This is a genomic window from Mesorhizobium sp. B2-4-1 (genome assembly GCF_006442185.1).
Taxonomy (GTDB): domain Bacteria; phylum Pseudomonadota; class Alphaproteobacteria; order Rhizobiales; family Rhizobiaceae; genus Mesorhizobium.
Map to the genome: position 1 here is coordinate 380,417 of NZ_VFVN01000006.1, position 23,963 is coordinate 404,379.

The window sequence follows — 23,963 nt, forward strand, 5'->3', positions numbered from 1 at the left end:
CCGCCATTATGCACTGTCATCGCGTCCGCCCGTCTTCAACGGCGATGGCCGCCGCCGCGAGACGATACGTCCTGCCGCATCCGGTTTGGAATGGTCTTTCGAAGGCGAAGGCGGTGTTCTGCCTGGCAAACGCGGCGTGAAACCAGCGCCTTGCCTCGGCTTTCACGGAGCCGACATGCCGCGCCGCAGGTGCTCGTCCAGGCGCGGCATGATCTCGACGAAGTTGCAGGGCATGTGCCGGTAGTCGAGCTGCGCCTTCAAGATGCCGTCCCAGGCATCCTTGCAGGCGCCGGGCGAGCCCGGCAGCACGAAGACGAAGGTGGCGTTGACGACGCCGCCGGTCGCCCGGCTCTGGATCGTGGAGGTGCCGATCTTGTCGTAGGAAATGCGGTGGAACACCTCGGAAAAACCATCCATGCGCTTTTCGAAGATCGGCTCCAGCGCGTCCGGCGTCACGTCGCGCCCGGTGAAGCCGGTGCCGCCGGTGGTGATGACGACGTCGATGTCCTTGTCACGCGACCACGCCAGAACCTTGTCGCGGATCTTGTCGCGGTCGTCGGTGACAATGTCGCGGGCGGCGAGGATGTGGCCGGCATCCGCGATGCGATCGGCCAGCGTCTGGCCGGACCTGTCGTCGGCAAGGCTGCGCGTGTCGGAAACGGTCAGCACCGCGATGCGGACCGGAATGAAGGAACGGCTCTCGTCAGTCCTGGCCATGGGCATCTGCCTCCGCCGTCATGCTGCGCGTCGCGGCGACGAACCAGTCGGGTTGCCGGGCGCGGATGTCCGCGGCCGCGCGCTTGGCGACATTGCCGGTCTCGAACAGGCCGAAGCACGTGGCGCCGGAACCCGACATGCGGGCACAACCGGCCCCGGCCTTGTTCAGCACCGAAAGTGCCTTGCCGATGGCGGGCTCGATGGCGCGGGCCGCCGGCTCGAGATCGTTGCGCGTTATCTCCAGCCAGTTGCGCAGGCCGTGGAAGTCAACCACATGCGGCAGCGGCGGCAGCGCATCATTGTCGCGCCGCGACAGCGCGTTGAATACGTCGGCGGTCGAGACCGCCTTGCCGGGATTGACCAGCACCAGTCCGAGCGCCGAGAAATCAGGCACGATCGACAGCTCCTCGCCGATGCCGCGTGCAATCAGCGGCCTGGCTGCCAGACACATGGGAATATCGGCGCCAAGCGAAAGCCCGATCCGCGCCAGCGCGACATCGTCGATGTCGAGTTGCCAGCTTGCCGCAAGCCCACGCAGAACTGCTGCCGCATCGCTCGACCCGCCGCCGACGCCGGAAGCGACGGGCAGGTTCTTTTCGAGCTTGATGGCGACCGGCGGCGTGCCGCGAGGACCGGCTGCCTGCCGCAGCGCGTCACGCGCCCTGAGCACCAGATTGCTGCCGTCGACGGGAACATCCGGAGCGTAGCGGCCGGACACGCTGAAATCGTCTCGCTCGGCAAGCGCGATCTCGATCCTGTCGCCAAAGCGCGTGAACACCGCCAGGCTTTCGATCAGATGATACCCGTCATCGCGCCTGCCGGTGACATGCAGAGCGAGGTTTATCTTGGCGGGCGCCGGCCATATCCGGACGCGCTGGCCGGATTCCAGGCTCTCGATTGCGAGTGAAATGAGGATCAGTCCTTGGCCAGCCGGTACTCGCCGGTCTTCGGATCCTTCACCAGCGTCCCCATCGCGCCGTTTGCCGTCTGCTTTTCGGTGCGCCGCACCTTGGCGGTTACACGCTCGGCCTCGCGGATGAAGGTGCGGTAGCCAAAATAAGCGGCGATCCCGACGACGGCGAAGAAAATGATCTGCGGCATATCAAAACTCCTCCCACGCTGGGCCGGCGAAGGGCGGCCGGTCGGGTCGGTTGGCGCATGTCGTCCAAAGGCGGTTTCTGGAGAAAAACGACATGCATGGAACTTCGAGGTTCATGCTAGACGGTTTTGCCGGGTTTTCAAAGCCCGAAGCGCGCCCACAAAGCGCGCTCTTGCGCCGCATCGATCACGCCCCCGGTGGCAGCGGCGGCAATATCGGGCGCCGAAAATCCCTTGCTCGAGCCGAACAGCCCGAAGCGGCCGAACAAACCGCGCGGCGCCGAGATCAGCTTGAGTTGGGTTTTCGCCCCGAACCGCGTCTTGAGCACGGATCGCATGTCGCCGAGCGCATCGACAAGCCCAAGCTCCAGGCCGCGCTTGCCGGTCCAGAACAGGCCCGTGAACAGGTCGGGATCGTCCTTGAGCTTGGTGCCGCGCCGCTCCTTGACCAGATCGATGAAGGTTTCGTGCACTTCGAGCTGCAGCGCCTTCAGCCGTTCGATGTCTTCCTTTTTCTCGGGCTTGAATGGATCAAGCACCGACTTGTTCTGGCCAGCGGTGTGGACGCGGCGCTCGACGCCGATCTTCTTCATCAGCTCCGGGAAGCCGAACGAAGCCGAGACCACGCCGATCGAGCCGACGATGGACGACGGGTCGGCGAAAATCTCATCGCCGGCGACCGCGATCATGTAGCCGCCCGAGGCAGCGACGTCCTCGACGAAGACCAGCACCTTTCTGTTCTTCTCGATCGCGAGGTCGCGGATACGCTTGAAGATCAGCCGCGACTGCACCGGCGAGCCCCCGGGCGAATTGATGGAGATGGCGATGGCAGGCGCGTCGAAGGAAAACGCCTTTTCGATCAGCCCGGCGGTGGAGGCAAGCGACAGGCTGGGACGGAACGGGCCGCCGCCCGCCAGGATGGTGCCGTGCAACCGGATAACCGGAATGGTGACGACCGTGGAACGCCAGGATTTCGGCAGCAGGCGGTTGAAAAGGCGTTTCACTGAGGTCGATCTCCGCTCGATGGGTTGCCAGCATGTAGGAATTTCAAGGCCAACGGCAATGCCGCGGCCATCGCGGCCAGTTTGTGTTCAATCTCCGAACAGGGAGGCGAGGCCGTTGTTGATCATCTCCGTCCGTTCCGACGGGCCGTCGCCCGTCTGCGCGTGAAGCATCAACGGCGGCCGGATGGCGAGTTTGCCGCGCGCCCCGAACGTTGCCCTGACGATGATGCGGATCGCCGCGGCATCGGGACGGGGATGCACGGCCAGCATCTCGGCGTCGCCGAAACGGCCCGCGATCGCATCGAGAAGCGAACCGAGTTGCTCGGGCCGCGCGATGACGGCAAGCCCGCCGCGCGGCCTGACCACTGCTGCGGCACTGCGGATCCAGCCCTCTAACAGCCCGTCCTCCATGACATGCGCTTCCTTTCTCAAGCGCTCGGGCGTGGCGCGGTCCTGCGCGGCGTTGAAGGGCGGATTCATGATGACGAAATCGAAATCATTGTCGCCGAGGCCGGCCGCCGTCCTGGCGCGGCCCGAAAGCGCGACATTGGCGACGAGCACCGAAGCGCGGTCGACGAGGTGAGCGTTGCCGGGATGCGCGAGCGTGGCCGCGGCGAAAGCCGCCATTTCCGGCGCGCGTTCGACCAGCACGGCCCGGGCCGTCGGGCAGCGCGCCAGAACGGCAAGTGCCGCGGCACCGGCGCCGGCGCCGAAATCGGCGAGACGCCCGCCGAAGGAGGACGGCACGGCAGCCGCCAGCATCATGGCGTCCATGCCGGCGCGATGGCCGCCATGCTTGGGCTGCACCAGCCAGAACCGGCCGCGATGGAAGGCATCGACCGTGTGGGCTGGCGTGTCCGGGGCGAGGGCGGCTGGCGCGGCGGACATTATTTTTGGCGGATCTCGTTGGCGATGCCGGCATCCGTCAGGATGCGCCGCGCCGCGTCGGCCTTGTCGGCGTCGACCATGACGCGCCGCGGCAGGATGCCGAGCGAGCCGTCGAGCACGCTCATATTCTGGTCGGCCACGAAGCAGCCGATGCCGGCATCGCGCATCAGCGATTCGACGAAGGAGATGATGACGGCGTCGTTGGTGCGAATGAGCTCTATCATCGGACGAAACTCTCAGTTTGCCGCGTTCATGTAAACGCATGCGAGGCCCGAAACCAGAGAAGCCGCGCCAATTCGCCACTTGCCGTGGCCGCGTTCGCCGCCCTAGAGTCCGTAACGGAACTAAGGGTGCCGTCGCACGCGTTACATCAGACGGGAGAGTTTGTCGTGGGTGTCGTTCTCAACATCGAAAACGGAAAGCGGGAACCCGCCTCCATCAAGGATCTGATCGACCTGACGGCGGCCGACATGGGGCGCGTCAACGAATTGATCCTGTCGAAGGCCGGATCCGATGTCGAGATGATCCCGGAGGTCGCCAACCACTTGATCTCGTCGGGCGGCAAGCGGCTCAGGCCAATGCTGACGCTCGCCGCCGCACAGATGTTCGGCTATGCCGGCGAGGGCCACGTCAAGCTCGCTACATCGGTCGAGTTCATGCACACGGCGACGCTGCTCCACGACGACGTCGTCGACGAGAGCGGCATGCGACGCGGCAAGAAGACGGCCCGCATGATCTGGGGCAACCAGGCGAGCGTGCTGGTCGGCGACTTCCTGCTTGGCCAGGCATTCCGCATGATGGTCGATGTCGGTTCGCTGGAGGCGCTCGACATCCTGTCGAGCGCGGCCTCGATCATCGCCGAGGGCGAGGTCATGCAGCTTGCCGCCGCCAAGAACCTGGAGACCACCGAGGACGAGCATTTCGCCGTCATCAAGGCCAAGACCGCGGCCCTTTTCTCGGCTGCCGCCGAGGTCGGCCCCGTCATCGCCCAGGCGACGCGCAACGACCGCGCCGCCTTGCGCTCCTACGGCATGAATCTCGGGCTCGCCTTCCAGCTGATCGACGATGCGCTGGACTATGGCGGCACCAGCAAGGATCTGGGCAAGAATGTCGGCGACGATTTTCGCGAGGGCAAGGTGACGCTGCCGGTCATTCTCGCCTACCGGCGCGGCAGCAAGGCCGAGCGCACCTTCTGGAAGCGGGCCATCGAGGACAATGTCACCGATGACGCCGGCCTCGGAAAGGCGATCGGGCTGATGACCCACCACGGCGCGATCGCCGACACGATCGGGCGCGCCCGTCATTTCGGCGAGATCGCCCGCGACGCGCTGGCGCCGCTGGAGGCGACGCCGCAGAAATCGGCGCTGATCGACGTCATCGACTTCTGCATCAGCCGGGTGAACTGAGCCGCTGCCTTTCACGCAGCTCTCCTCTGGCTCGTGCTGGGGAGAAATCCGTGAATCCTTCTCCGCCGCCTCGACAAGCTGCCCGGCTGCAAATTATCTATAAAACATGGCAAAGGGCACGGACGACACCATCGCGGTGCGCATCGGCAAGGTTCTGGCGGATCGCATCATCTCGGGCGCGATCGAGCCGGGCGCCCGGTTGCGGCAGGACCATGTCGCCGAGGAGTTTAATACCAGCCATGTGCCCGTGCGCGAGGCCTTTCGCCGCCTCGAGGCGCAAGGCCTCGCCGTCAGCGAACCGCGCCGCGGCGTGCGCGTGGCGGCTTTCGACCTCGGCGAGGTCAAGGAGGTCGCCGAAATGCGGGCGGCGCTCGAAGTGCTGGCGCTGCGCCACGCGGCGCCGCATCTGACCTCCGCTATTCTCGATCGGGCCGAGGAGGCCAGCAAGGCCGGCGACAAATCCCGGGACGTCAGGTCGTGGGAAGAAGCCAACCGCGCCTTTCACCGGTTGATCCTGACGCCATGCGGCATGTCGCGTCTTCTCGCCACCATCGATGACCTGCACGCCGCAAGCGCCCGTTTCCTGTTCGCCGCATGGCGCTCGGAATGGGAGACCCGTACCGACCAGGACCACCGGGCGATATTGGCCGCCTTGCGGCAGGGCAACACCGAATCGGCCGCGGCGACATTGGGGCGGCACGTGCAATGGATTGGCCGCAAGCCGGTCAGGACAGCCTCCGGCACCACGCGAGAGGCCTTCGCGATCGTGGGCTAACCGCCTTGCGCAAGGCGTGCCTTGCCATCGTCCGAAAATTGTGGCTTCGATAATAGATCGAAGGCAAAAATTATCTATAATTTTGGATCGACCAAGGGAGCCCCTATGACCGACATCGCGTTCTCGTCCGCAAAACCGTCCTTCAGCCCGCTCCGGCTTCAGGAGCGATCGCTCGGCTGGCAGGCGGGCGCCGTCGTGCTCGGCACCCTGTTCCTGGCGCTGTCCTCCTACATCGAGGTGCCGATGGTGCCGGTTCCGGTGACGATGCAGACCTTTGCCGTGACGCTGGTCGGCGCGCTCTACGGCTGGCGGCTGGGCGCGATCACCATCGCCGCCTGGCTGGCCGAGGGTGCGGTCGGCTTCCCGGTTCTGGCCGGCGGGGCTGCCGGCGTACAACATTTTATTGGCCCGACGGGCGGCTATCTCTTCGCCTTCCCGGTTGTCGGCGCACTGGTCGGCTGGCTGGCGGAGCGCGGTTGGAACGGCGGCAGGGTCGTGCTTGCCTTTGCCGCCATGCTGCTCGGCAACCTGCTGTGCCTAGCCCTTGGCACGGCGTGGCTCGCCGTCATCATCGGCGCCGAGAAGGCTGTTGCCTTCGGCTTCCTGCCGTTTGTCCTCGGTGGCCTGCTCAAGTCGGCGCTTGGCGCCGCCACGCTGATGGCGCTCCCGCGCGGCAAGGCGAAATAGCGCCAGCCGTGACGATAAGGCTGCGCGCTCATCACCTCCTTTGCCTGCTCACCTATGTGGGCAAGGGATACAGCCCCGCATTCACGGCCAACTACGACGGTATCGCGCAGCGCCTTGGCCGGGGCGAGGACATACTGGTCGTGTCCGGCCCGGACGACATCTGCGCACCGTTGCTGGATGAACAGGAGCCACATTGCCTGCGGGACAGCGCCGCCGAGCGGGACCGGCTTGCCGCCCACGATGCCGGCGCCTTGCTCGGGCGACCAATCCGGGCCGGTGCGCGCCTCGATCCCGGTGCGGACATGCTGGCGCGGATGCGGCAGGCCTTCTCGGCCGGCCTCACGCGCGAGGCCTGCCGAGGCTGTGAATGGAGCGGCCTGTGCAGCGCGGTGGCGTCAGGCGGATATCAGGGCGCGCGCCTGCGGCCCTCCGGTCTTCCGGGCACTCCTGACGCCGATGCGCCGGTTTCGGGCTGAAAGCCGTTCTTTGCCGGCATGGTTTGTTAATCGGGTGACCCGATTGTGAATTCGAGGCGGATTGAAGCGTGACCCCAAAAAGGCCATGCTTTTCTCCGAAAGATCGAATCTACGTCGATCCCGCTGACGCGGAGATGGCGCCTGGCTGAAAGGGATACGATGCAGCAGGGACGTGCGCGCTGGCTGACAAGGCTGGCACTTGTGACGGGCATGGCGATTTCGGCGCTGCCGGCCTATGCCAAGCAGACCACCGAACCGGTGAAGATCACATCTTTCTCGGGAGCCTATCTGGCTGCCCGGATCGCCGAGGGTGACAACGACCTGGATAATGCCATTGCCTACTACAAGCAGGCCCTGGCCTTCGATCCAAGCGATACGGGCCTGCAGCAGAGCCTGATGCTGTCGCTGATCGCGCAAGGCCGCTTCGACGAATCCCTTGTCTATGCCGACAAGCTCAAGGAAGTTCCCGACGTCGAACGGTTCTCGCGCCTGGCGCTGGCGGTCGATTCCTTCCACAAGAAGGATTTTTCCAAGGCGCAGTATTGGTTGAAGCTGTCGCTGGAATCCGATCTCGACCGGCTGATCTCCGGCGTCATGTCCGGCTGGGCCCAAGAGGGCGCCGGCGACCCCAGCGAGGCGATGGCATCCATCGACAAGCTGCAGGGGCCGGACTGGTTCGGCCTGTTCAAATCCTTCCACCGCGCGCTGATCGCCGACGCGTCCAACATGCCTGAGAAGGCCGACGCGATCTATGCCGCGACCATGCAGGACACCGCCGCCGGCAGCGCGGCTCCCGAAACATGGATGCGCAATGCGCAGGCCTATGCCTCGTTCCTGGCCCGCAAGGGCGACAGGGCCAAGGCGGTATCGGTGCTCGATCAGGCCGAGGCGTTTTCGCCGGGCAAGCTGGAAATTGTCGCCTTGCGCGACAGGATCAGCAAGGGCGACAAGATCCCGCCCTTCATAGCCGGCCCATCCGACGGCGCCTCCGAGATATTGCTCGATCTGGCAACCGCGCTCAATCGCGGCGGCGGTGAGCCTTTCGTCAGGCTCTATCTGCAATATGCGCTGGCGCTGAAACCCGACAGCGATGCCGCCCTGGTGCAGCTTGCCGCCGTTTCCGAACAGCTGAAGGACGGCGAGGGGGCCATCGCGCTCTACCGACGGATACCGGATACCTCGCCGCTGAAGGAGCTTTCGGACTTACAGCTTGGCCTCAATCTGGCCGATCTCGATCGCCATGACGAGGCGATCACGCATCTGAAGGCCTTCGTCGATAAGCATCCCAACGACATGCGCGCCTATCTGGCGCTTGGTGGGGTCTATTCGTCGAAGGAGGATTTCCGTTCCGCCGCCAATCTCTACGACAAGGCCGTCGAGGCGCTGAAGACGCCGACCGCCGCCAACTGGAATATCTTCTACCAGCGGGGCATCGCCTATGAGCGGCTGAAGGAATGGCCGAAGGCCGAGCCGAATTTCCGCAAGGCGCTGGAATTGCAGCCCGACCAGCCGCAGGTGCTGAACTATCTCGGCTATTCCTGGGTCGACATGAATATGAACCTGAAGGAAGGCCTGGCGATGATACAGAAGGCCGTCGATCTCAGGCCGAGCGACGGTTACATCGTCGACTCGCTGGGCTGGGCCTATTTCCGCCTCGGCAGGTACGATGACGCGGTGCGCGAAATGGAACGCGCGGTGTCGCTGAAGCCGGAAGATCCGGTGCTGAACGACCATCTCGGCGACGCCTATTGGCGCGTCGGCCGCAAGCTGGAAGCCACCTTCCAGTGGAACCAGGCGCGCGACCTGAAGCCGGATCCCGACGTGCTTGCCGCCTTGCAGCAGAAGCTGATGAAGGGACTGCCGCCGATCGAGTCCAACACGGCGCAGGAAACCCCCAAGGTCAAGCCGGCACCGGCTGCGCCGAAGGGCTAAGATGAAATGATGTTGCTCGCGAACGGGGCCCTTGTCGGGCTCCGTTTTCGTTGGCAGCCGTGTCAGAACAGCTTGCGGTAGACGACGAAGCCCGAGCGTTCGCCGATCCTGTCGTAGAGCTTCATGGCGGTGTGATTGGTCTCGTGCGTCAGCCAGTAGACCCGGCCCGAACCGGCCGCCTGCGCCCGCTCGTAGACGCCCTCGATGAGAGCCCGGCCGATGCCCTTGCCGCGCAAGGTCTCGTCGGTGAAAAGATCCTGCAGATAGCAGTTCGGCGCGACCGCCGTGGTGCTGCGGTGGAAGAGGTAGTGCACGAGGCCGACGAGCCGTCCTTCACTTTCGGCAACCAGCGCATGCACCGGCTCATAGGCGTCGAAGAAGCGCGACCATGTCATGGCGGTGATCTCGCTTGCCAGCGCCGTCTCGCCCGAGCGCCCGTAAAACGCGTTGTAGCCGTCCCACAGCGGCAGCCATTGCGCGAAATCCTGGCGCGTGACCGGGCGGACGGTGATGGAGTTGGGCATGGCTGACCTGTTGTCTGGCGAGACGGAGTTGTGAGCGTTCACCAGAAGGCACGTGCTCATCGCCGGCAATGGGCCAGCCGCTCGCAAAGCTTTCGACATGCCTCGCGACGCCCGCGCCTTGCTTGACGCTTCGCCGCCGTGTCTCTAGGACGGGGCCGCAAGTCAGCCCTTGCAGCCGAGGCCACCGTGACGATTGAAATCCCCGCCCATATGCATCCCAGCCGCTCCTTTCAGGGGCTGATCCTGACTCTGCACAATTACTGGGCGGACTATGGCTGCGTGATCCTCCAGCCCTACGACATGGAGGTCGGTGCCGGCACCTTCCATCCGGCCACGACGCTGCGGGCGCTTGGACCGAGGCGCTGGAACGCCGCCTACGTCCAGCCTTCGCGCCGCCCCAAGGACGGCCGCTACGGAGAGAATCCGAACCGGCTGCAGCACTACTACCAGTATCAGGTGATCCTGAAGCCCAATCCGCCCAATCTGCAGGAGCTCTATCTCGGCTCTTTGGCGGCGATCGGCATCGACCCGCTGCTGCATGACATCCGCTTTGTCGAAGACGATTGGGAAAGCCCGACGCTGGGCGCCTGGGGCCTTGGCTGGGAATGCTGGTGCGACGGCATGGAGGTGTCGCAGTTCACCTACTTCCAGCAGGTCTGCGGCATCGAATGCGCGCCGGTTGCGGGCGAGCTCACTTATGGTCTGGAACGGCTGGCCATGTATGTGCAGGGCGTCGACAATGTCTACGACCTCAATTTCAACGGCCGCGACGGCGCCGACAAGGTCACCTACGGCGATGTCTTCCTGCAGGCCGAGCAGGAATATTCGCGTCACAATTTCGAATACGCCGACACGACGATGCTGCTGCGCCACTTCGACGATGCCGAGGCCGAATGCAAGGCACTGCTCGATGCCGGTGCGCCCGCATCGAACGACAATCTGCCTGTGCACCGCATGGTGTTTCCCGCCTACGACCAGTGCATCAAGGCCAGTCACGTCTTCAACCTGCTCGACGCGCGCGGCGTGATCTCCGTCACCGAGCGGCAGAGCTACATCCTGCGCGTGCGCAATCTGGCGAAAGCCTGTGGCGAGGCGTTCTTGAAGACGCAGGCCGGCGGATTGGCGGCCTGATCTCAGGCACCCTCCCTCATCAAATCGAGGGAAGCGTTGATCGGCGATAGAATCTGGCCGCTCGGGCCGGCTATTATGCGCAATGCTTGGCGCACGCCCGGCATCGAGAAGGCGCCATGGGCCTGAGCGGTGAAGCAGGCGCTGAGCGCCAGGATTTGCAAAAGTCTGGATACCGTGTTCATGGTCGTTCAGCCAATAGCTCTCTGCCTGAGCGTGGGTCGCTTCAGCGCTGCGTTCGGTTCATGGAAATCTTTGATCCAAGGACGGGTGGGATCATCCCGTCCCGACAGGACGCCCAAAATTTCTGGAAAGGGTGACAGCGGCCAGCCGAGTTGCTATGGCCTCTTTACCTCCCCCTGGATGGGGGAGGTCGCCGCGAAGCGGCGGGTGGGGGTGACAGCGCGACTTCTCATGCCGAAACTCGATCGGTTCAAACTGCGGTCGGTGCAACGGCTTCGTGCGGCGATGACCGACGAAGAACGCATCTTGTGGCGGCACCTATGGCGCATCCCGGTGGAAAGGCACTCATTTCGCAAGCAGGCGTCGGTCGGTATTTACTTCCCTGATTTCATCTCGCACCGCCTGAAGCTGATCGTCGAGGTGGACGGCGCTCACCACAGTTTCGATCGTCAGCAACGACACGACGAAATTCGGACAAAATGGTTCGAAAGTCAGGGCTATCGTGTCATCCGTTTCTGGAACCACGAAATCAAAAACGAACTGGATTCCGTGCTCGATACGATCTATGCGGCGGTGGAAGAACGAAAATCAGACCTTCGCCCGTCAGACGCCGAAGGCGCTTGAGATTGAGACGCCGCCACCCCACCCCGGCGCTGACGCGCCGACCCTCCCCATCGAGGGGAGGGTGAGGAGCTATCCATGCCTGACCTGCTTCTAGAACTTCGCTCCGAGGAAATCCCGGCCCAGCCGCGCGCCCGCAGCGCCGGAGGCGCGAGGACGCGCGAACAGGAAAATGGCATGCGGGCGGAGACACTCTGATGCCGGACCTTTTGCTCGAACTTCGCTCCGAGGAAATCCCGGCCCGCATGCAGCGCAAGGCGGCTGGCGATCTGAGGAAGATGCTGACCGACGACCTGGTCGAGGCAGGGCTGACTTACGAGGCGGCGCGCGAGTACTGGACGCCGCGGCGACTGGCGCTCGATATCAGGGGGCTGACCGCGCGCTCGAAGGATATCAGCGAGGAGATCAAGGGGCCGTCGACGACGGCGCCGGAACAGGCAGTCCAAGGCTTCCTGCGCAAGGCCGGGCTTTCCTCGGTCGCCGAGGCACACGTCCATTCCGACCCGAAGAAGGGCGATTTCTACGTCGCCCATGTCTCGAAACCGGGCAGGGCGGCGGAAGAGATCATCGCCGGACTGGTGCCTGATATCATCCGCAATTTCCCGTGGCCGAAATCGATGCGTTGGGGGCCGGCCTCGGCCAAGCCCGGCTCGCTGCGCTGGGTGCGGCCGCTGCAATCGATCCTGTGCACCTTCGGTCCGGAAACCGAGGAGCCGGTCGTGGTCGATTTCGAGATCGACGGCATCCGCTCGGGCAATGTCACCTACGGCCACCGTTTTCACGCGCCCGGCGCCATCATCGTGCGTCGCTTCGACGACTATGTAAGCAAGCTGGAAGCGGCCAAGGTCGTGCTCGACGCCGACCGGCGCAAGGAGATCATCCTTGCCGATGCCCGCAACCTCGCTTTCGCCAACGGGCTGGATCTGGTCGAGGACGAGGGGCTTTTGGAAGAGGTGTCCGGGCTGGTGGAATGGCCCGTGGTGCTGATGGGCGCGTTCGAAGACGCTTTCCTGGCCATTCCGGCCGAGGTGATCCGCCTGACCATCCGCGCCAACCAGAAGTGCTTTGTGACATCGCGCCCAATCTCCCCCCTCGAGGGGGAGATGTCGGCGAAGCCGACAGAGGGGGTCGGCACGACGGGACGCGACTCCCTTTCGCACACAGAGGACGCCGGCGCTCCACATGAGACGACCCCCTCTGCCCTGCCGGGCATCTCCCCCTCAAGGGGGGAGATCAGCGAACTTTCCAACCGCTTCATCCTCACCGCCAATATCGAGGCTAGTGACGGCGGCAAGGAGATCGCCCACGGCAACGGCAAGGTGGTGCGCGCGCGCCTCTCCGACGCGCTCTATTTCTGGACGACCGACCAGGGCGATCTGCCTGATCTCGCTGAGCTCGAGGGGTCGGCGAAAAAGTTCGGGCTTGACCTGAAGAAGCCTCTCGACCAGCGCATCGCGCGCCTCGACCACCTCAATGTGACCTTCCATGCCAAGCTTGGCACGCAGGGCGCGCGCGTGGAGCGGATCAGGCGATTGGCGGAGGAACTGGCGCCGCTCGTCGGCGCCGATCCCGCGCTCGCCGCTCGCGCCGCGGTTCTCGCCAAGGCCGATCTGACCACCGAAGTCGTCGGCGAGTTCCCGGAATTGCAGGGCGCCATGGGCCGCAAATACGCGCTGCTCCAGGGCGAGCATTCGTCCGTGGCCGCAGCCATCGAAGAGCACTACAAACCGCAGGGGCCGTCCGATTACGTGCCGAGCGATCCGGTGTCGATCGCCGTCGCGCTCGCCGACAAGCTGGATACGCTTGTCGGCTTCTGGGCCATCGATGAAAAGCCGACAGGCTCGAAGGATCCTTACGCGCTGCGTCGCGCTGCGCTCGGCGTCGTGAGGATTTTGGTCGAGAACCGCATTCGACTGGGGCTGACGACGATCTTCGGCAGCGCCTCCATGAATTACACGGTTGGCAGTACGGATCAGGTCCGAGACCTCCTCGCCTTCTTCCACGACCGCTTGAAAGTCTACCTGCGCGATCAGGGCGCTCGCCACGACCTGATCGACGCTGTCATCACGCCGCAGTCGGATGACCTGCTGCAGATCGTACGCCGCGTCGAGGCGCTGGGCTCTTTCCTAGATACCGAGGACGGCAAGAACCTGCTTGCCGGCACCAAGCGCGCCGCCAACATTTTGGCTGCCGAGGAGAAGAAGAAAACGGCGATCGCCGAAACCGTTGAGCCGGCGCTGTTCCGCGAGGATGCCGAGAAATCGCTGTTCGCGGCGGTGAATCAGGCCGAGAGGCAAGCCGGCGAAGCGATTCAAAACGAAGACTTTTCCGCCGCCATGCTGGCGCTTAGCGTTTTGCGCGAACCGGTTGATTCATTCTTTGAACGCGTTCTCGTGAATGATGAGTATCAGGCCGTGCGCGCCAATCGATTGGCGCTGCTCGCCCGCATCCGCGCGGCCACCGACCAGGTTGCGGATTTCTCCAAGATCGCGGGCTAAAGAGACTTCAGGCGGCGACACTCGTCCACGGCGCAAAAGCGGCCTGTCCGGCAATGGTGCCGGACGCCGGACCGACGTCAAGACAGCCGCTACTTGAGCTTGCCGACCCCAGGGACGGGCTGCTGCGCTGCCGCCGCCGGCGCGGCTGCCGGTGATGTCGCCGGGGTCTCCTGCCCATTCGCCGCTGGTGCCGCTGAAGCGGTGGCGGTTGCAGGGGCAGTGGCCGGCGCCTTGGCCTGCGTGGGCGTCGAGAAGGCGCTGCCGACAATACCGCCGCGAATGATCATCGGGTTTTGCAGGAAGCCGTGCCGCGCCTCAGGCGCGTTCGGGATCGCTGCCACTTTTTCATAGGTGACGTCAGGTTCACCGAGCGCGGTGACCGACCGCATATCGCCTGCCTTGGCAGCATCGGCTGCCTCCAGCGTGACAATGGACGGCGTTGCGGACGGCGCGCCGGGAAAGACCAGTGACGAGGCCTGGGCCCCGCCGGCCATCGCCGCCAGCGTGATAGCAAGCGTTCCCCAAATACGCACAGACACGATGAAAGCTCCCCATTACCCGAAGCCGCACGATAGCGGGTCGGAATTGATGCCGGCTTTCGCGGAACCGTAGCATTTTAGGGATTGTTAAATCGCCAAGGGCCGGGCTTGCCCCTTGGACGCCATCGTACTACGCAGCCGGCATTCGTGAGGTGACCAGAGTGGCTGAAATTCTTGCCGTCGGCGAGGCGATGGAACGGGCATTGGCGCTGCTTGAAAGCGGCGATGTGGTCGCCATTCCGACCGAGACCGTCTATGGGCTCGCCGGCGACGCCACCAACGGCGTTGGCGTGGCGCGTATCTTCGAGGCCAAGGGTCGGCCGCGCTTCAACCCTCTGATCGCCCATGTCGCAGACATGGCGATGGCCGAGCGCATTGCTTTGTTCGATCCGCTGTCGAGGAAATTGGCGCTTGCGTTCTGGCCGGGTCCTTTGACGCTGGTGCTGCCGCAGCGGCCCGGCAACGGCATTCATCCGCTGGTCAGCGCCGGGCTCGACACGATCGCCTTGCGCATGCCGAGGGGCTTTGGCGGCGACCTGATTGCAAGGCTTGGCCGGCCGCTTGCGGCTCCCAGCGCCAATTCCTCCGGCAGGATCAGCGCGACGACGGCGCAGGCCGTGGCGGCTGATCTCGGCGCACGCATAAAGCTGGTCGTCGATGGCGGCGCGACGCCGGTCGGGCTGGAATCGACCATCGTCAAAGCCGAAGAGGGAAAATTGCGTCTGCTGAGGCCCGGCGGCATTGCCGCCCAGGAAATCGAGGCGGTCGTCGGCATGGACCTGTTGCGCGGCGCCAACGCCGGTGTCGAGGCGCCGGGCATGCTTGCCTCGCACTATGCGCCTGACGCCGCGGTGCGGCTCAACGCCGGGACCGTCGGCGAAGGCGAGGCGCTGCTGGCCTTCGGCAAACGTCGCGCCGAAGGCTGGCAAAAGGCGGCCGCCTGCCTCAATCTGTCCGAGGCCGGTGACCTGCGCGAAGCGGCGAGCAATCTTTTCGCCTACATGCAGCAACTCGATCGCAGCGGCGCGCGGACCATCGCCGTGGAACCCGTTCCCTTCGACGGGCTCGGCGAAGCGATCAACGATCGGCTTTCACGGGCCGCCGCGCCGCGTGACAATAGCTTGCCGCCAACCTAGTTTCGCGCACATGACCGACATCGCCGAGATTCCCGACACCGCTCTCATCGACCGCTTCGCGGCGATCGTAGGCGAAAAATACGCGTTGCGCGACCAGCGCGATATAGCACCCTACATCACCGAACGGCGCGGGCTATGGCATGGCGCGACATCGCTCGTGCTGCGGCCAGGCAGCGTCGAGGAGGTCAGCCGGATCCTGCGGCTGGCGACCGAGACGGCAACGCCAATCGTGCCGCAAAGCGGCAATACCGGGTTGGTCGGCGCCCAGGTGCCGGACAGGTCCGGCCGCGAAATCGTGCTGTCCCTGTCGCGGCTGAACCGCATCCGCGAGATCGATGTCTTATCCAACACCGTGACGGCGGAGGCCGGCGTCATCTTGCAGACGTTGCAGGAAGCGGCCGATGCCGCAGACCGGCTGTTTCCGCTGTCGCTGGCCGCGCAGGGCTCCTGCCAGATCGGCGGCAATCTTTCCTCCAATGCCGGCGGCACCGGCGTGCTGGCCTATGGCAATGCACGCGAGCTCTGCCTCGGCGTCGAGGTGGTGTTGCCGACCGGCGAAGTGTTCGACGATCTGCGCAAGCTGAAGAAGGACAATACCGGCTACGACCTCAAGAACCTGTTCGTCGGCGCCGAAGGCACGCTCGGCATCATCACCGCCGCCGTGCTGAAACTGTTCCCGAAGCCGAAAGGTCGCGAGGTCGCGTTCGTCGGCCTGCCGTCGGCCGAGGCGGCGCTGTCGCTGTTCAGCCTGGCGACGGACCGCGCCGGCGCCGCGCTCACCGCCTTCGAACTGATCGGCAAGCGGCCCTACGATTTCACGCTGGCGCATGCCCAGGGCGTGGTGCGGCCGCTGGCGCAGGATTGGCCGTGGTATGTGCTGATGCAGATCTCGTCCGGCCGTTCACCAGAAGATGCCAGGGCCTTGATCGAGGACGTGCTCGGGGCCGGGCTGGAACAGGAAATCGTCGGCGATGCGGTGATCGCGGCCAGCCTTGCGCAAGGCGATGCCTTCTGGAATTTTCGCGAGGTGCTGCCCGACGCGCAGAAGCCCGAGGGCGCCTCGATCAAGCATGACATTTCGGTCCCGGTGGCATCGATCCCACGTTTCATCGAAGAGGCCGCCGGCGCGGTGGCTTCGGTCAGCCCCGGAGCGCGCGTGGTCTGCTTCGGCCATATGGGCGACGGCAATCTCCACTATAACATCTCGCGGCCCATCGACGGCGACGACCAGGCGTTTCTCGATCTCTACCACCCCATGAACAAGGCCGTGCACGACGTCGTGCGCTCCTTCCACGGCTCGATCTCGGCCGAGCACGGCATCGGCCAGTTGAAGCGGGACGAACTGATCGCCACCGCCCCGCCGATGGCGATCGACCTGATGCGCAGGGTCAAGCAGGCCTTCGACCCGGCCGGCATCATGAATCCTGGTAAGGTTATCTGATCCTTTCGGATTCAAGCGCTCGGTCGCATTCCGATAACCATCCCCGTGATCAGCAAAATTTAACCGACTTTCTTAAGCGCGGCGGTAAGGAGGCCGCGCTACTGTTTCCCCATAACGAGGCCGGGAAAACTGGCCCGGAGAGAACCGGACACCGGCTCTCAGGAGAAACAGGAAGGCATTCAATGAACACTGGACTGAAGCCAGTCTGGGCGGGACGCAACATGCGCCTCGACCCATTCCGCCTGCCGCAGGTGGTAAGCTACGCCACGCGCGACGACTATGGCGACGTGACCTTCACCATCGACCACCGTGGCGCCGTGATCCGCCGCCTGCTCGAGATGAGCGGCGTACCGGCGATCATCGCTCTGCCCGCCAATGCGTTCCGCGGCGTTGCCGCCCGCGCGATGGAGGACCCGGAAGGTAACGTCACGGTGACTTTGGAACTCCTGCACAATGATCCGATGCTGTCGGTGCCGCTGCTGGTGGCCGACGATCTCGACGACGTCGCCGCCGACTGGCGCGCCTGGGCCGACGCCTATCGCCTGCCGATGCTGTTGATCGAATCGGACGGCATCGCCCGCACGCTGGAGGAATCGCTCGGCGCCGCCATCAAGACGCTGCCGCCGCAGGACCGCCGCAAGGGCCGCGTTTCGACCATGCGCCGCCCGCGCTTCCTCGCCCGCCGCAGGGCGGGTGACCTCGGTCTCAGGCTGGTGATCGGCGGCGAGGAGATCATCGCGCGCGAATAGGCTGAAATTCTGTCTGGAAGGCTGGCGCCGGCTAGCGCCACCTTCTCTCCGTAAACGGGGAGAAGGAAAAGAAAACTACACCAGTGGCTTCAGCGCCACCCACAGCGCGCCGCCGATGAGGCCGAGGAAGATCAGCCAGCCGACCTGGTTGTTCGACCTGAACAGCCGCAGGCATTGATCCGGATTGTCGATATCCAGCACCAGGATCTGCCGCGCCATGTGGGCGCCGGCGGCGATAAGTCCGGCCAGAGCCACGACAGGGGCCTGCGCTGACGCGAAGGCGATGGCGAAGCAGACAAGCGCGCCGCCGTAAAGCCCGGCCAGCCACGACTTGGTGTTGTCGCCGAACAGGCGCGCGGTCGAGCGTACGCCCACGATGGCGTCGTCTTCCTTGTCCTGGTGCGCATAGATCGTGTCGTAGCCGATCACCCACAGGATCGAGCCGAGATAGAGCATGATGGCCGGCCCGTCGAGGTCGCCGAACTCAACCGCCCATCCCATCAGCGCGCCCCAGGAAAAGGCAAGGCCGAGAACCAGTTGCGGCCAGTTGGTGATCCGCTTCATGAATGGATAGATGGCGACGATGGCCAGCGAGCAGACGCCGAGCAGGACGGCGAAGCTGTTGAACTGCAAGAGCACGGCAAGTCCGACCAGTGCCTGCAGGATGACAAACAGCCACGCCCCACGCCGCGTGACCTTGCCCGACGGAAGCGGCCGCGAGCGCGTGCGCTCGACCTGATTGTCGATGTCTTCGTCAGCCAAGTCGTTGTAGGTGCAGCCGGCGCCGCGCATGGCGATGGCGCCGGCCAGGAACAGCACGAGATACAAGGGCGCCGGCAGCAGTGAAAGCAGCGGATCGCCCGGGCGCGGGTAGGCGCTGGCCGCGAGAGCCGCGGACCACCAGCACGGCCACAAAAGCAACTGCCAGCCGATCGGCCGGTCCCATCGGGCAAGCTGTGCGTAGGGCCATATCGGCCGCGGCAGCACGCGGTAGACCCAATGGCCGTTCGGCGCGTCGGCGACGCGGCCCTGGGCTGCTTTCGACTGAACCGTTTCCATGACGATGGAGTGGCAGCAGCCGCGCAAACCGTCAAGCGGCGAGCAGGGCAGTGGCATTCGTCAGCGCTTCAGGAGGCGAAGATGTCGCGGGTGGAGAACCAGCCCTTTGCCACGTCGATGAAGGCCAGCACGGCATTGGGCAGGCGCTGATGCGTGTCATGGGTGAGGATGATGCGCTGCATGGGCAGCGGATCGGAAAGCGGTTTGCAGACGAGAGGCAAGCCGTCATAGCTGCGGTCGCCATGCGGCCTCGTGTAGCTGACGGCGACGCCGAAGCCGTTGGCCACCATGCTGCGCTGGAGTTCGAACGAGCTTGTCTGCCTGTCGGCGATCGGCGACAGGCCACGGCTGCGGAACAGGTCCAGCATGTGCTGCCAGCTATGCGGCTGGTCCGTCGTGATCAGCGGATAGGCGGCCAGATCGGCCAGGCTGACATCGGGACGATCCGCCAGCACGTGTCCGGCCGGCAAAAGCGCATGCGGCCTGAGTTCATGCAGCAGGATACGGGCGAAATGCGAAGGCAGGCCGAGATCGTAGGTGAGCCCGAGGTCGACGGCGGCATCGCCGAGGCGCCGCCCGAGCGTCTCGAAGGTCTCGTCGCGCACGATCACTGCAACCTCAGGATGGCGTTCCGAGAAGGCGCGGATCAGGGCCGGCGCGAAATAAGGCGCCAGATCTTCGAAGCATCCGAGCACCAGTTCGCCCCCGAGCGCCGACTTGCGCGAGCCGAGACCGATGAGCTCGTCCGTCTCGGCAAGGACCTGTTTCGCCTTGGCCACCACGGCGCGGCCGAAGGATGTCAGCGAAACGCCGCTTCCGCGCTGGCGCACGAAGAGTTTCTGGCCGAAATCCTGTTCGACCGCGTCGATGGCCACCGAAATGGACGGCTGTGAAACGTTCAACGCCCTGGCCGCGCGGGTAACGCTGCCATGGCGAGCGACGGCAACCAGATAGCGCAATTGCGTGAGGGTAGGGCTCATAGAATATAACTATATGACGGATCAGAAGTTATTATTTTACTGAATGAAAGAGGGTTGCGATAGTGGCATCGATCCCTGAAAGGAGAATGCCATGGCTTCCCGGACCGCACCTCGCGCGATCGACACAGGCTTGATCGATGCGCGGACAATAGCGGATTACCAGCGCGACGGCGCTGTCTGCATCCGCGGCGCTTTCAAGGACTGGGTCGAAACGATCGCCGCCGGCATCGAGCGCAACATGCAAAACCGCAGCGCCACCGCCTCGGACATCGCCAACGGCCGCGGCAGCTTCTTCGACGACTACTGCAACTGGGAACGCATTCCCGAATTCGTCAAGCTGGTGCGCGAATCGCCGGCGGCCGAACTGGCGGCCGCGGTGATGCGGTCGCGCACGGCGCAGTTCTTCCACGATCATGTCCTTGTCAAGGAACCGGGCACCCAGAAGCCGACGCCCTGGCATCAGGATATCCCTTACTACTTCGTCGACGGCCGGCAGACGGTGAGCTTCTGGATCCCTATCGACCCTGTAAAGGAGGCAACGCTGCGGCTGATTGCCGGCTCGCACAAATGGGACAAGATGATCCTGCCGGTGCGTTGGCTCGACGACAGCAATTTCTATGCCGACGAGGGCGACTACCTGCCGGTGCCGGATCCAGACACGGACCCCTCGCTGGAGGTGCTTGAATGGGAAATGGAGCCGGGCGATGCCATCCTGTTCGATTTCAGGACAGCGCATGGCGCGCGCGGCAACCTGACCGCGGCGCGGCGGCGGGCGCTTTCGCTGCGCTGGGTCGGCGACGACGCCCACTATGTCGAACGGCCGGGGCGCACCTCCCCGCCCTATCATGGCCATGGCATGCAGCCGGGGCAGAAGCTGCGCGAGGACTGGTTCCCGGTCGTCTTCCAGGGCTGAGGCGCTTGCCCGAAATCGGCGGCGGAGTACGCCGCCGATTTCGGGCGGGGGTAACGTTCCCGTGCGCAATTCCGATCAAAGCGCCCGGATGCCTTGACCCGTCGTCCAGAGAGCAATAGCGGGTTCTCTGGAAGATTACAGGCATCAAGAGGTGGCCATGAACGTTCTTCTTCTCGGCTCCGGCGGCCGCGAACATGCGCTCGCCTGGAAGATCGCCGCGTCGCCCTTGCTGACCAAGCTTTATGCTGCGCCCGGCAATCCTGGCATCGGCCGCGAGGCGGAGCTGATCAAGCTCGACATCGCCGATCATTCCGCTGTCGCCGCCTTCTGCAAGGACAGAGAGATCGGCCTCGTAGTGGTTGGGCCGGAAGGGCCGCTGGTGGCCGGCATATCAGACGATCTGCGTGGCTGGGGCATCCGCGTCTTTGGCCCGTCGCGTGCGGCGGCGCGGCTCGAAGGATCGAAGGGCTTCACCAAGGATCTCTGCGCCAGATATGACATCCCCACCGCCACCTATGGCCGTTTCTCAGACCTGGCATCGGCCAAGGCCTATGTCGAGAAGATGGGCACGCCGATTGTCATCAAGGCCGATGGCCTTGCCGCGGGCAAGGGCGTCACGGTCGCAATGACGATGGATGAGGCGCTGGCCGCGCTCGACGCCTGTTTCGACGGCTCTTTCGGCACGGCCGGCGCGGAAGTGGTGATCGAGGAGTTTCTGACCGGCGAGGAGGCCAGCTTCTTCTGCCTGTGCGACGGCACTACAGCACTGCCCTTCGGCACCGCGCAGGATCACAAACGCGTCGGCGACGGTGATGTCGGCCCCAACACCGGCGGCATGGGCGCCTATTCGCCGGCCCCGGTAATGACGCCGCAGATGGTAGAGCGCACCATGCGCGAGATCATCGAACCGACCATGCGCGGCATGGCTTTAACGGGTGCATCCTTCGCCGGCATTCTCTTCGCCGGGCTGATGATAACGGACGAAGGGCCGAAGCTGATCGAATACAACACCCGCTTCGGCGACCCCGAATGCCAGGTGCTGATGATGCGGCTGAAGGACGACCTGCTGGTGCTGCTCAATGCCGCCGTCGATGGCCAGCTCGCGCACATATCGGCGCGCTGGAGCGACGAGGCGGCACTGACCGTCGTCATGGCCGCGAGGGGCTATCCCGGCACGCCCGAAAAAGGCTCGGTCATTCGCGGGCTCGATGAGGCTGCCAGCGAAGGCGCCCAGATTTTCCATGCCGGCACCGCCATCAATGGCGGTGCGCTGGTCGCCAATGGCGGTCGCGTCTTGAACGTCACCGCGGTCGGCGCGACTGTCGGCGAGGCGCAGGAGAAGGCCTATGCCGCGCTCGACCGTATCGATTGGCCGCAGGGCTTCTGCCGCCGCGACATTGGCTGGCAGGCCGTGGCGCGCGAAACGGCAGGAGCAAGCTGACCGCAAGCATCCGGTCGCGCGCTTTCAGCGTTTGCCCCGGTCGAGTTCGGTAGAAGCGGTGCTCACCGGGTCCGCCGCCGCAGCGAAGGCGGCTTCGAGTTGCGCTGGAGTGCGCTGCCCGGTGCGCTTCCAGGCGACATATTGGACGATGCCGAAGATCGGCCGCCGCGGCACCGTCTTCACGACAGGCATGCGGAACCCGTCGCGGAATTTCGACCAGCGCGAACCAAGCACCGCGACCATTTCCCCGAAACTCGGCGGCGTCGCCACATCGGCGTAGATGAGGGTGGTCTTGCCGGCCAAAGCGGCTTCGCGCGAGAGCGGCACCGGTACGCTGGCGAGATAATCCGCCGGCACGTCGATCAGCCCGCCGAACGGCCATTGCTGGCGCAGCGTGGCGGCATTTGTCGGCGCGACGTTGACGTCGATGTCGTCCGGCGTCCCGGCTACCCTGTAGGGGCAACGGAAGCGGCCGCAATTGGCCTGGGCCGAAAACTGCCAGAGCGCATAGCCTTGCCAGTTGCCGATGGGAAAATGCACGTCGATGTCAGGCTTGTAGCGCGCGTACCAGAGCGGCAGCCGCGACAGCAGCCGGTATTTGTAGCTGTTGTCGGCGATATACTGGGCGGTCTTGCCATTGGTGTAGAGTACCGGGAAGCGGCCGATGCGCCGATGCACCTGGCGCACGAACGCCTCGGCGTCGTCGAGCGACATCCATTGCGCGGGATCGATGCCTTCGATGTCGAGGGCCATGAGGTCGTCCGGCGCGGGATCGGCGAAATCGAGGAAATTATTGGCCTGCTCGACCGGATTGCCGGGGCGGGCGAGGTGATAGGCGCCCCATTTTAGGCCGAGCGCCTTGGCCACGACCTTGCGCGTCTGGAACAGTTCGCGTGTCACCGCATGGCGCTTCCACAGCGCCTTGCAGAGTTTTACCCCGGTATCGTCTCCGGAGCAGGAATAGGGCGGCGACATGCCGTCGGAGGCTTTGTTGATGAAGCCGACGACGCGCTTGTCCGTGGCAAGCTGCGCCCAGTCGATGGAGTTGTATTCGTAGGCGTCGACGACAAGCGCCCGATCGGCACTTTTCCACGGCTCGGAGAAATCCGAGGCCCTTGCCGCCGGTGTCAGCGCCATCATCGCCGCGAGAGCGATCGCTGGGCGGCGAAGAAGATGCGCCGTTCTTTTCAAACAGGGAATCCCCGTTGATCGAAGGCAGATCCTGAACCGCCATGGTTAAGGATTTGCTTTCAAGGCAATGCGGTCCGTCAGCCGAACAGCTTCAACGCCGTCGCTACCGATAGGAACAGCGACAACGGCCGGTCTTGAAATGGCCTGAAACCATATTTGCAATAGAAGGCGGCGGCCATGTCGTCCTTTGCGTCGACGATCAGTGCGAAGGAAGCAGGAGCAGCTTGGGCGCAGCGCCGAAGTGCATCCACGATCAGTATCGATCCTACTCTTTTTCCCTGATATCGGGTATCAACTGCCAACCTTCCGATCAATATGGCGGGCAGGACCGGGTAACGCGGTACGCGTCTTGTCAGGTCTTCCGGCAGAGAAGTGATGGGCACATTTGACGCTGCAAGAGTGTAGTATCCGGCAATGAGATCGACATCACGGTCCGCGGCGACAAAGCAGTTGCTAACTCGGCGTTTGACGTCCTGGCTTGCCAACTCGTGTAGATATTGGCCGAGTGCCAGCACGCCACAGCTGAATGTCTTACGATCATACGATCCGCCCAGCGGCTCGATGATCAAGCCTAGAC

25 protein-coding genes are annotated in these 23,963 nt (G+C 64.4%); 13 read left to right on the forward strand and 12 right to left on the reverse strand.

The window, feature by feature from the left end; genetic code table 11:
- Positions 1–162: 162 nt before the first annotated feature.
- The 6 genes from moaB to FJ949_RS18275 form a co-directional block, all read right to left on the reverse strand.
- Entirely contained in the window at positions 163–717 is a 555-nt protein-coding gene (moaB, locus tag FJ949_RS18250; protein WP_140497976.1) for a molybdenum cofactor biosynthesis protein B, read from the reverse strand.
- Entirely contained in the window at positions 704–1,606 is a 903-nt protein-coding gene (locus FJ949_RS18255) for a 4-(cytidine 5'-diphospho)-2-C-methyl-D-erythritol kinase (RefSeq protein WP_140497978.1), read from the reverse strand. Before FJ949_RS18255 ends, moaB begins: the two co-directional genes overlap by 14 nt.
- A 26-nt stretch (positions 1,607–1,632) precedes the next feature.
- Positions 1,633–1,818 carry a hypothetical protein gene (locus FJ949_RS18260; protein ID WP_140497980.1) on the reverse strand — a complete coding sequence of 62 codons (186 nt, stop codon included), beginning with the start codon at positions 1,816–1,818 and terminating at the stop codon, positions 1,633–1,635.
- Between the two features lie 137 nt (positions 1,819–1,955).
- Positions 1,956–2,819 carry a S49 family peptidase gene (locus tag FJ949_RS18265; RefSeq protein ID WP_140497982.1) on the reverse strand — a complete coding sequence of 288 codons (864 nt, stop codon included), beginning with the start codon at positions 2,817–2,819 and terminating at the stop codon, positions 1,956–1,958.
- Positions 2,820–2,906: 87 nt separating this feature from the next.
- Positions 2,907–3,707: a methyltransferase gene (locus FJ949_RS18270; RefSeq protein WP_140497984.1), complete on the reverse strand. Its 801-nt coding sequence runs from the start codon at positions 3,705–3,707 to the stop codon at positions 2,907–2,909.
- Positions 3,707–3,931, reverse strand: a complete 225-nt coding sequence (locus FJ949_RS18275) for a DUF2007 domain-containing protein (protein ID WP_135901951.1) — start codon at positions 3,929–3,931, stop codon at positions 3,707–3,709. The genes FJ949_RS18270 and FJ949_RS18275 overlap by 1 nt, the downstream gene beginning before the upstream one ends.
- Before the next feature lie 165 nt (positions 3,932–4,096).
- On the opposite strand from FJ949_RS18275, the gene FJ949_RS18280 reads away from it, so the two are divergent.
- The 5 genes from FJ949_RS18280 (at position 4,097) to FJ949_RS18300 (ending at position 8,983) form a co-directional block, all read left to right on the forward strand.
- The gene (locus FJ949_RS18280) at positions 4,097–5,113 is read left to right on the forward strand and encodes a polyprenyl synthetase family protein (protein WP_140497986.1); all 1,017 of its coding nucleotides are present in this window, start codon (positions 4,097–4,099) and stop codon (positions 5,111–5,113) included.
- 106 nt (positions 5,114–5,219) lie between these two features.
- Entirely contained in the window at positions 5,220–5,888 is a 669-nt protein-coding gene (locus FJ949_RS18285) for a GntR family transcriptional regulator (protein ID WP_140497988.1), read from the forward strand.
- Positions 5,889–5,993: 105 nt separating this feature from the next.
- Positions 5,994–6,575 carry a biotin transporter BioY gene (locus tag FJ949_RS18290; protein WP_140497991.1) on the forward strand — a complete coding sequence of 194 codons (582 nt, stop codon included), beginning with the start codon at positions 5,994–5,996 and terminating at the stop codon, positions 6,573–6,575.
- Between the two features lie 8 nt (positions 6,576–6,583).
- The gene (locus FJ949_RS18295) at positions 6,584–7,051 is read left to right on the forward strand and encodes a DUF1284 domain-containing protein (RefSeq protein ID WP_140497994.1); all 468 of its coding nucleotides are present in this window, start codon (positions 6,584–6,586) and stop codon (positions 7,049–7,051) included.
- 159 nt (positions 7,052–7,210) lie between these two features.
- On the forward strand, positions 7,211–8,983 hold the full coding sequence (locus FJ949_RS18300; protein ID WP_140497998.1) for a tetratricopeptide repeat protein: 1,773 nt from the start codon (positions 7,211–7,213) through the stop codon (positions 8,981–8,983).
- 62 nt (positions 8,984–9,045) lie between these two features.
- Here FJ949_RS18300 and FJ949_RS18305 read toward each other — a convergent pair whose 3' ends face one another.
- Entirely contained in the window at positions 9,046–9,507 is a 462-nt protein-coding gene (locus tag FJ949_RS18305; RefSeq protein WP_140498002.1) for a GNAT family N-acetyltransferase, read from the reverse strand.
- A gap of 210 nt (positions 9,508–9,717) precedes the next feature.
- On the opposite strand from FJ949_RS18305, the gene FJ949_RS18310 reads away from it, so the two are divergent.
- The 3 genes from FJ949_RS18310 (at position 9,718) to glyS (ending at position 13,937) form a co-directional block, all read left to right on the forward strand.
- Positions 9,718–10,638 carry a glycine--tRNA ligase subunit alpha gene (locus FJ949_RS18310; RefSeq protein ID WP_181165179.1) on the forward strand — a complete coding sequence of 307 codons (921 nt, stop codon included), beginning with the start codon at positions 9,718–9,720 and terminating at the stop codon, positions 10,636–10,638.
- Positions 10,639–10,767: 129 nt separating this feature from the next.
- Positions 10,768–11,442: a DUF559 domain-containing protein gene (locus tag FJ949_RS30695; RefSeq protein ID WP_224617678.1), complete on the forward strand. Its 675-nt coding sequence runs from the start codon at positions 10,768–10,770 to the stop codon at positions 11,440–11,442.
- Positions 11,443–11,636: 194 nt separating this feature from the next.
- Complete coding sequence (gene glyS, locus FJ949_RS18325) at positions 11,637–13,937, forward strand: glycine--tRNA ligase subunit beta (RefSeq protein ID WP_140498009.1); 2,301 nt, start codon at positions 11,637–11,639, stop codon at positions 13,935–13,937.
- A gap of 89 nt (positions 13,938–14,026) precedes the next feature.
- Here the strand turns inward: glyS and FJ949_RS18330 are convergent, their stop codons facing one another.
- Positions 14,027–14,476 (reverse strand): hypothetical protein, encoded by a 450-nt coding sequence (locus tag FJ949_RS18330; protein ID WP_140498011.1) that lies wholly within the window; start codon positions 14,474–14,476, stop codon positions 14,027–14,029.
- Positions 14,477–14,637: 161 nt separating this feature from the next.
- On the opposite strand from FJ949_RS18330, the gene FJ949_RS18335 reads away from it, so the two are divergent.
- The 3 genes from FJ949_RS18335 to FJ949_RS18345 all read left to right on the forward strand — a co-directional run bounded on the left by FJ949_RS18335 (position 14,638) and on the right by FJ949_RS18345 (position 17,802).
- Positions 14,638–15,612, forward strand: a complete 975-nt coding sequence (locus FJ949_RS18335; protein ID WP_181172062.1) for an L-threonylcarbamoyladenylate synthase — start codon at positions 14,638–14,640, stop codon at positions 15,610–15,612.
- Between the two features lie 10 nt (positions 15,613–15,622).
- A complete protein-coding gene (locus FJ949_RS18340) occupies positions 15,623–17,053 on the forward strand; it encodes an FAD-binding oxidoreductase (protein WP_140498017.1) in 1,431 nt (476 codons plus the stop codon).
- Between the two features lie 182 nt (positions 17,054–17,235).
- Positions 17,236–17,802, forward strand: coding sequence for a DUF6101 family protein (locus tag FJ949_RS18345; RefSeq protein WP_140498020.1), 567 nt, complete (start codon positions 17,236–17,238; stop codon positions 17,800–17,802).
- A 75-nt stretch (positions 17,803–17,877) separates the two neighbouring features.
- On the opposite strand, the gene ubiA is transcribed toward FJ949_RS18345, so the two are convergent.
- Together ubiA and FJ949_RS18355 are read right to left on the reverse strand one after the other, a co-directional pair.
- Positions 17,878–18,861, reverse strand: coding sequence for a 4-hydroxybenzoate octaprenyltransferase (gene ubiA / locus FJ949_RS18350; protein WP_181172069.1), 984 nt, complete (start codon positions 18,859–18,861; stop codon positions 17,878–17,880).
- A gap of 68 nt (positions 18,862–18,929) precedes the next feature.
- Positions 18,930–19,841 carry a LysR family transcriptional regulator gene (locus tag FJ949_RS18355; protein ID WP_140498023.1) on the reverse strand — a complete coding sequence of 304 codons (912 nt, stop codon included), beginning with the start codon at positions 19,839–19,841 and terminating at the stop codon, positions 18,930–18,932.
- Between the two features lie 91 nt (positions 19,842–19,932).
- On the opposite strand from FJ949_RS18355, the gene FJ949_RS18360 reads away from it, so the two are divergent.
- On the forward strand, positions 19,933–20,754 hold the full coding sequence (locus FJ949_RS18360) for a phytanoyl-CoA dioxygenase family protein (protein WP_140498025.1): 822 nt from the start codon (positions 19,933–19,935) through the stop codon (positions 20,752–20,754).
- A gap of 157 nt (positions 20,755–20,911) precedes the next feature.
- Positions 20,912–22,195 carry a phosphoribosylamine--glycine ligase gene (gene purD, locus FJ949_RS18365; protein ID WP_140498027.1) on the forward strand — a complete coding sequence of 428 codons (1,284 nt, stop codon included), beginning with the start codon at positions 20,912–20,914 and terminating at the stop codon, positions 22,193–22,195.
- A gap of 24 nt (positions 22,196–22,219) precedes the next feature.
- Here the strand turns inward: purD and FJ949_RS18370 are convergent, their stop codons facing one another.
- The gene (locus tag FJ949_RS18370) at positions 22,220–23,335 is read right to left on the reverse strand and encodes a glycoside hydrolase family 25 protein (RefSeq protein WP_140498132.1); all 1,116 of its coding nucleotides are present in this window, start codon (positions 23,333–23,335) and stop codon (positions 22,220–22,222) included.
- A gap of 128 nt (positions 23,336–23,463) precedes the next feature.
- A complete protein-coding gene (locus tag FJ949_RS18375) occupies positions 23,464–23,955 on the reverse strand; it encodes a GNAT family N-acetyltransferase (RefSeq protein ID WP_224646555.1) in 492 nt (163 codons plus the stop codon).
- Between the last annotated feature and the right edge of the window lie 8 nt (positions 23,956–23,963).

Bases quoted from the DNA above. Each gene is read 5' to 3' on its own strand.
- FJ949_RS18310 (WP_181165179.1), top strand. From the start codon at position 9,718: ATGCATCCCAGCCGCTCCTTTCAGGGGCTGATCCTGACTCTGCACAAT.
- glyS (WP_140498009.1), top strand. From the start codon at position 11,637: ATGCCGGACCTTTTGCTCGAACTTCGCTCCGAGGAAATCCCGGCCCGC.
- purD (WP_140498027.1), top strand. From the start codon at position 20,912: ATGAACGTTCTTCTTCTCGGCTCCGGCGGCCGCGAACATGCGCTCGCC.
- FJ949_RS18300 (WP_140497998.1), top strand. From the start codon at position 7,211: ATGCAGCAGGGACGTGCGCGCTGGCTGACAAGGCTGGCACTTGTGACG.
- FJ949_RS18360 (WP_140498025.1), top strand. From the start codon at position 19,933: ATGGCTTCCCGGACCGCACCTCGCGCGATCGACACAGGCTTGATCGAT.
- ubiA (WP_181172069.1), bottom strand. From the start codon at position 18,861: ATGGAAACGGTTCAGTCGAAAGCAGCCCAGGGCCGCGTCGCCGACGCG.
- FJ949_RS18370 (WP_140498132.1), bottom strand. From the start codon at position 23,335: ATGATGGCGCTGACACCGGCGGCAAGGGCCTCGGATTTCTCCGAGCCG.
- FJ949_RS18355 (WP_140498023.1), bottom strand. From the start codon at position 19,841: ATGAGCCCTACCCTCACGCAATTGCGCTATCTGGTTGCCGTCGCTCGC.
- FJ949_RS18345 (WP_140498020.1), top strand. From the start codon at position 17,236: ATGAACACTGGACTGAAGCCAGTCTGGGCGGGACGCAACATGCGCCTC.
- FJ949_RS18285 (WP_140497988.1), top strand. From the start codon at position 5,220: ATGGCAAAGGGCACGGACGACACCATCGCGGTGCGCATCGGCAAGGTT.
- FJ949_RS18275 (WP_135901951.1), bottom strand. From the start codon at position 3,931: ATGATAGAGCTCATTCGCACCAACGACGCCGTCATCATCTCCTTCGTC.
- FJ949_RS18340 (WP_140498017.1), top strand. From the start codon at position 15,623: ATGACCGACATCGCCGAGATTCCCGACACCGCTCTCATCGACCGCTTC.
- FJ949_RS18290 (WP_140497991.1), top strand. From the start codon at position 5,994: ATGACCGACATCGCGTTCTCGTCCGCAAAACCGTCCTTCAGCCCGCTC.
- FJ949_RS18270 (WP_140497984.1), bottom strand. From the start codon at position 3,707: ATGTCCGCCGCGCCAGCCGCCCTCGCCCCGGACACGCCAGCCCACACG.
- FJ949_RS18260 (WP_140497980.1), bottom strand. From the start codon at position 1,818: ATGCCGCAGATCATTTTCTTCGCCGTCGTCGGGATCGCCGCTTATTTT.
- FJ949_RS18305 (WP_140498002.1), bottom strand. From the start codon at position 9,507: ATGCCCAACTCCATCACCGTCCGCCCGGTCACGCGCCAGGATTTCGCG.
- moaB (WP_140497976.1), bottom strand. From the start codon at position 717: ATGGCCAGGACTGACGAGAGCCGTTCCTTCATTCCGGTCCGCATCGCG.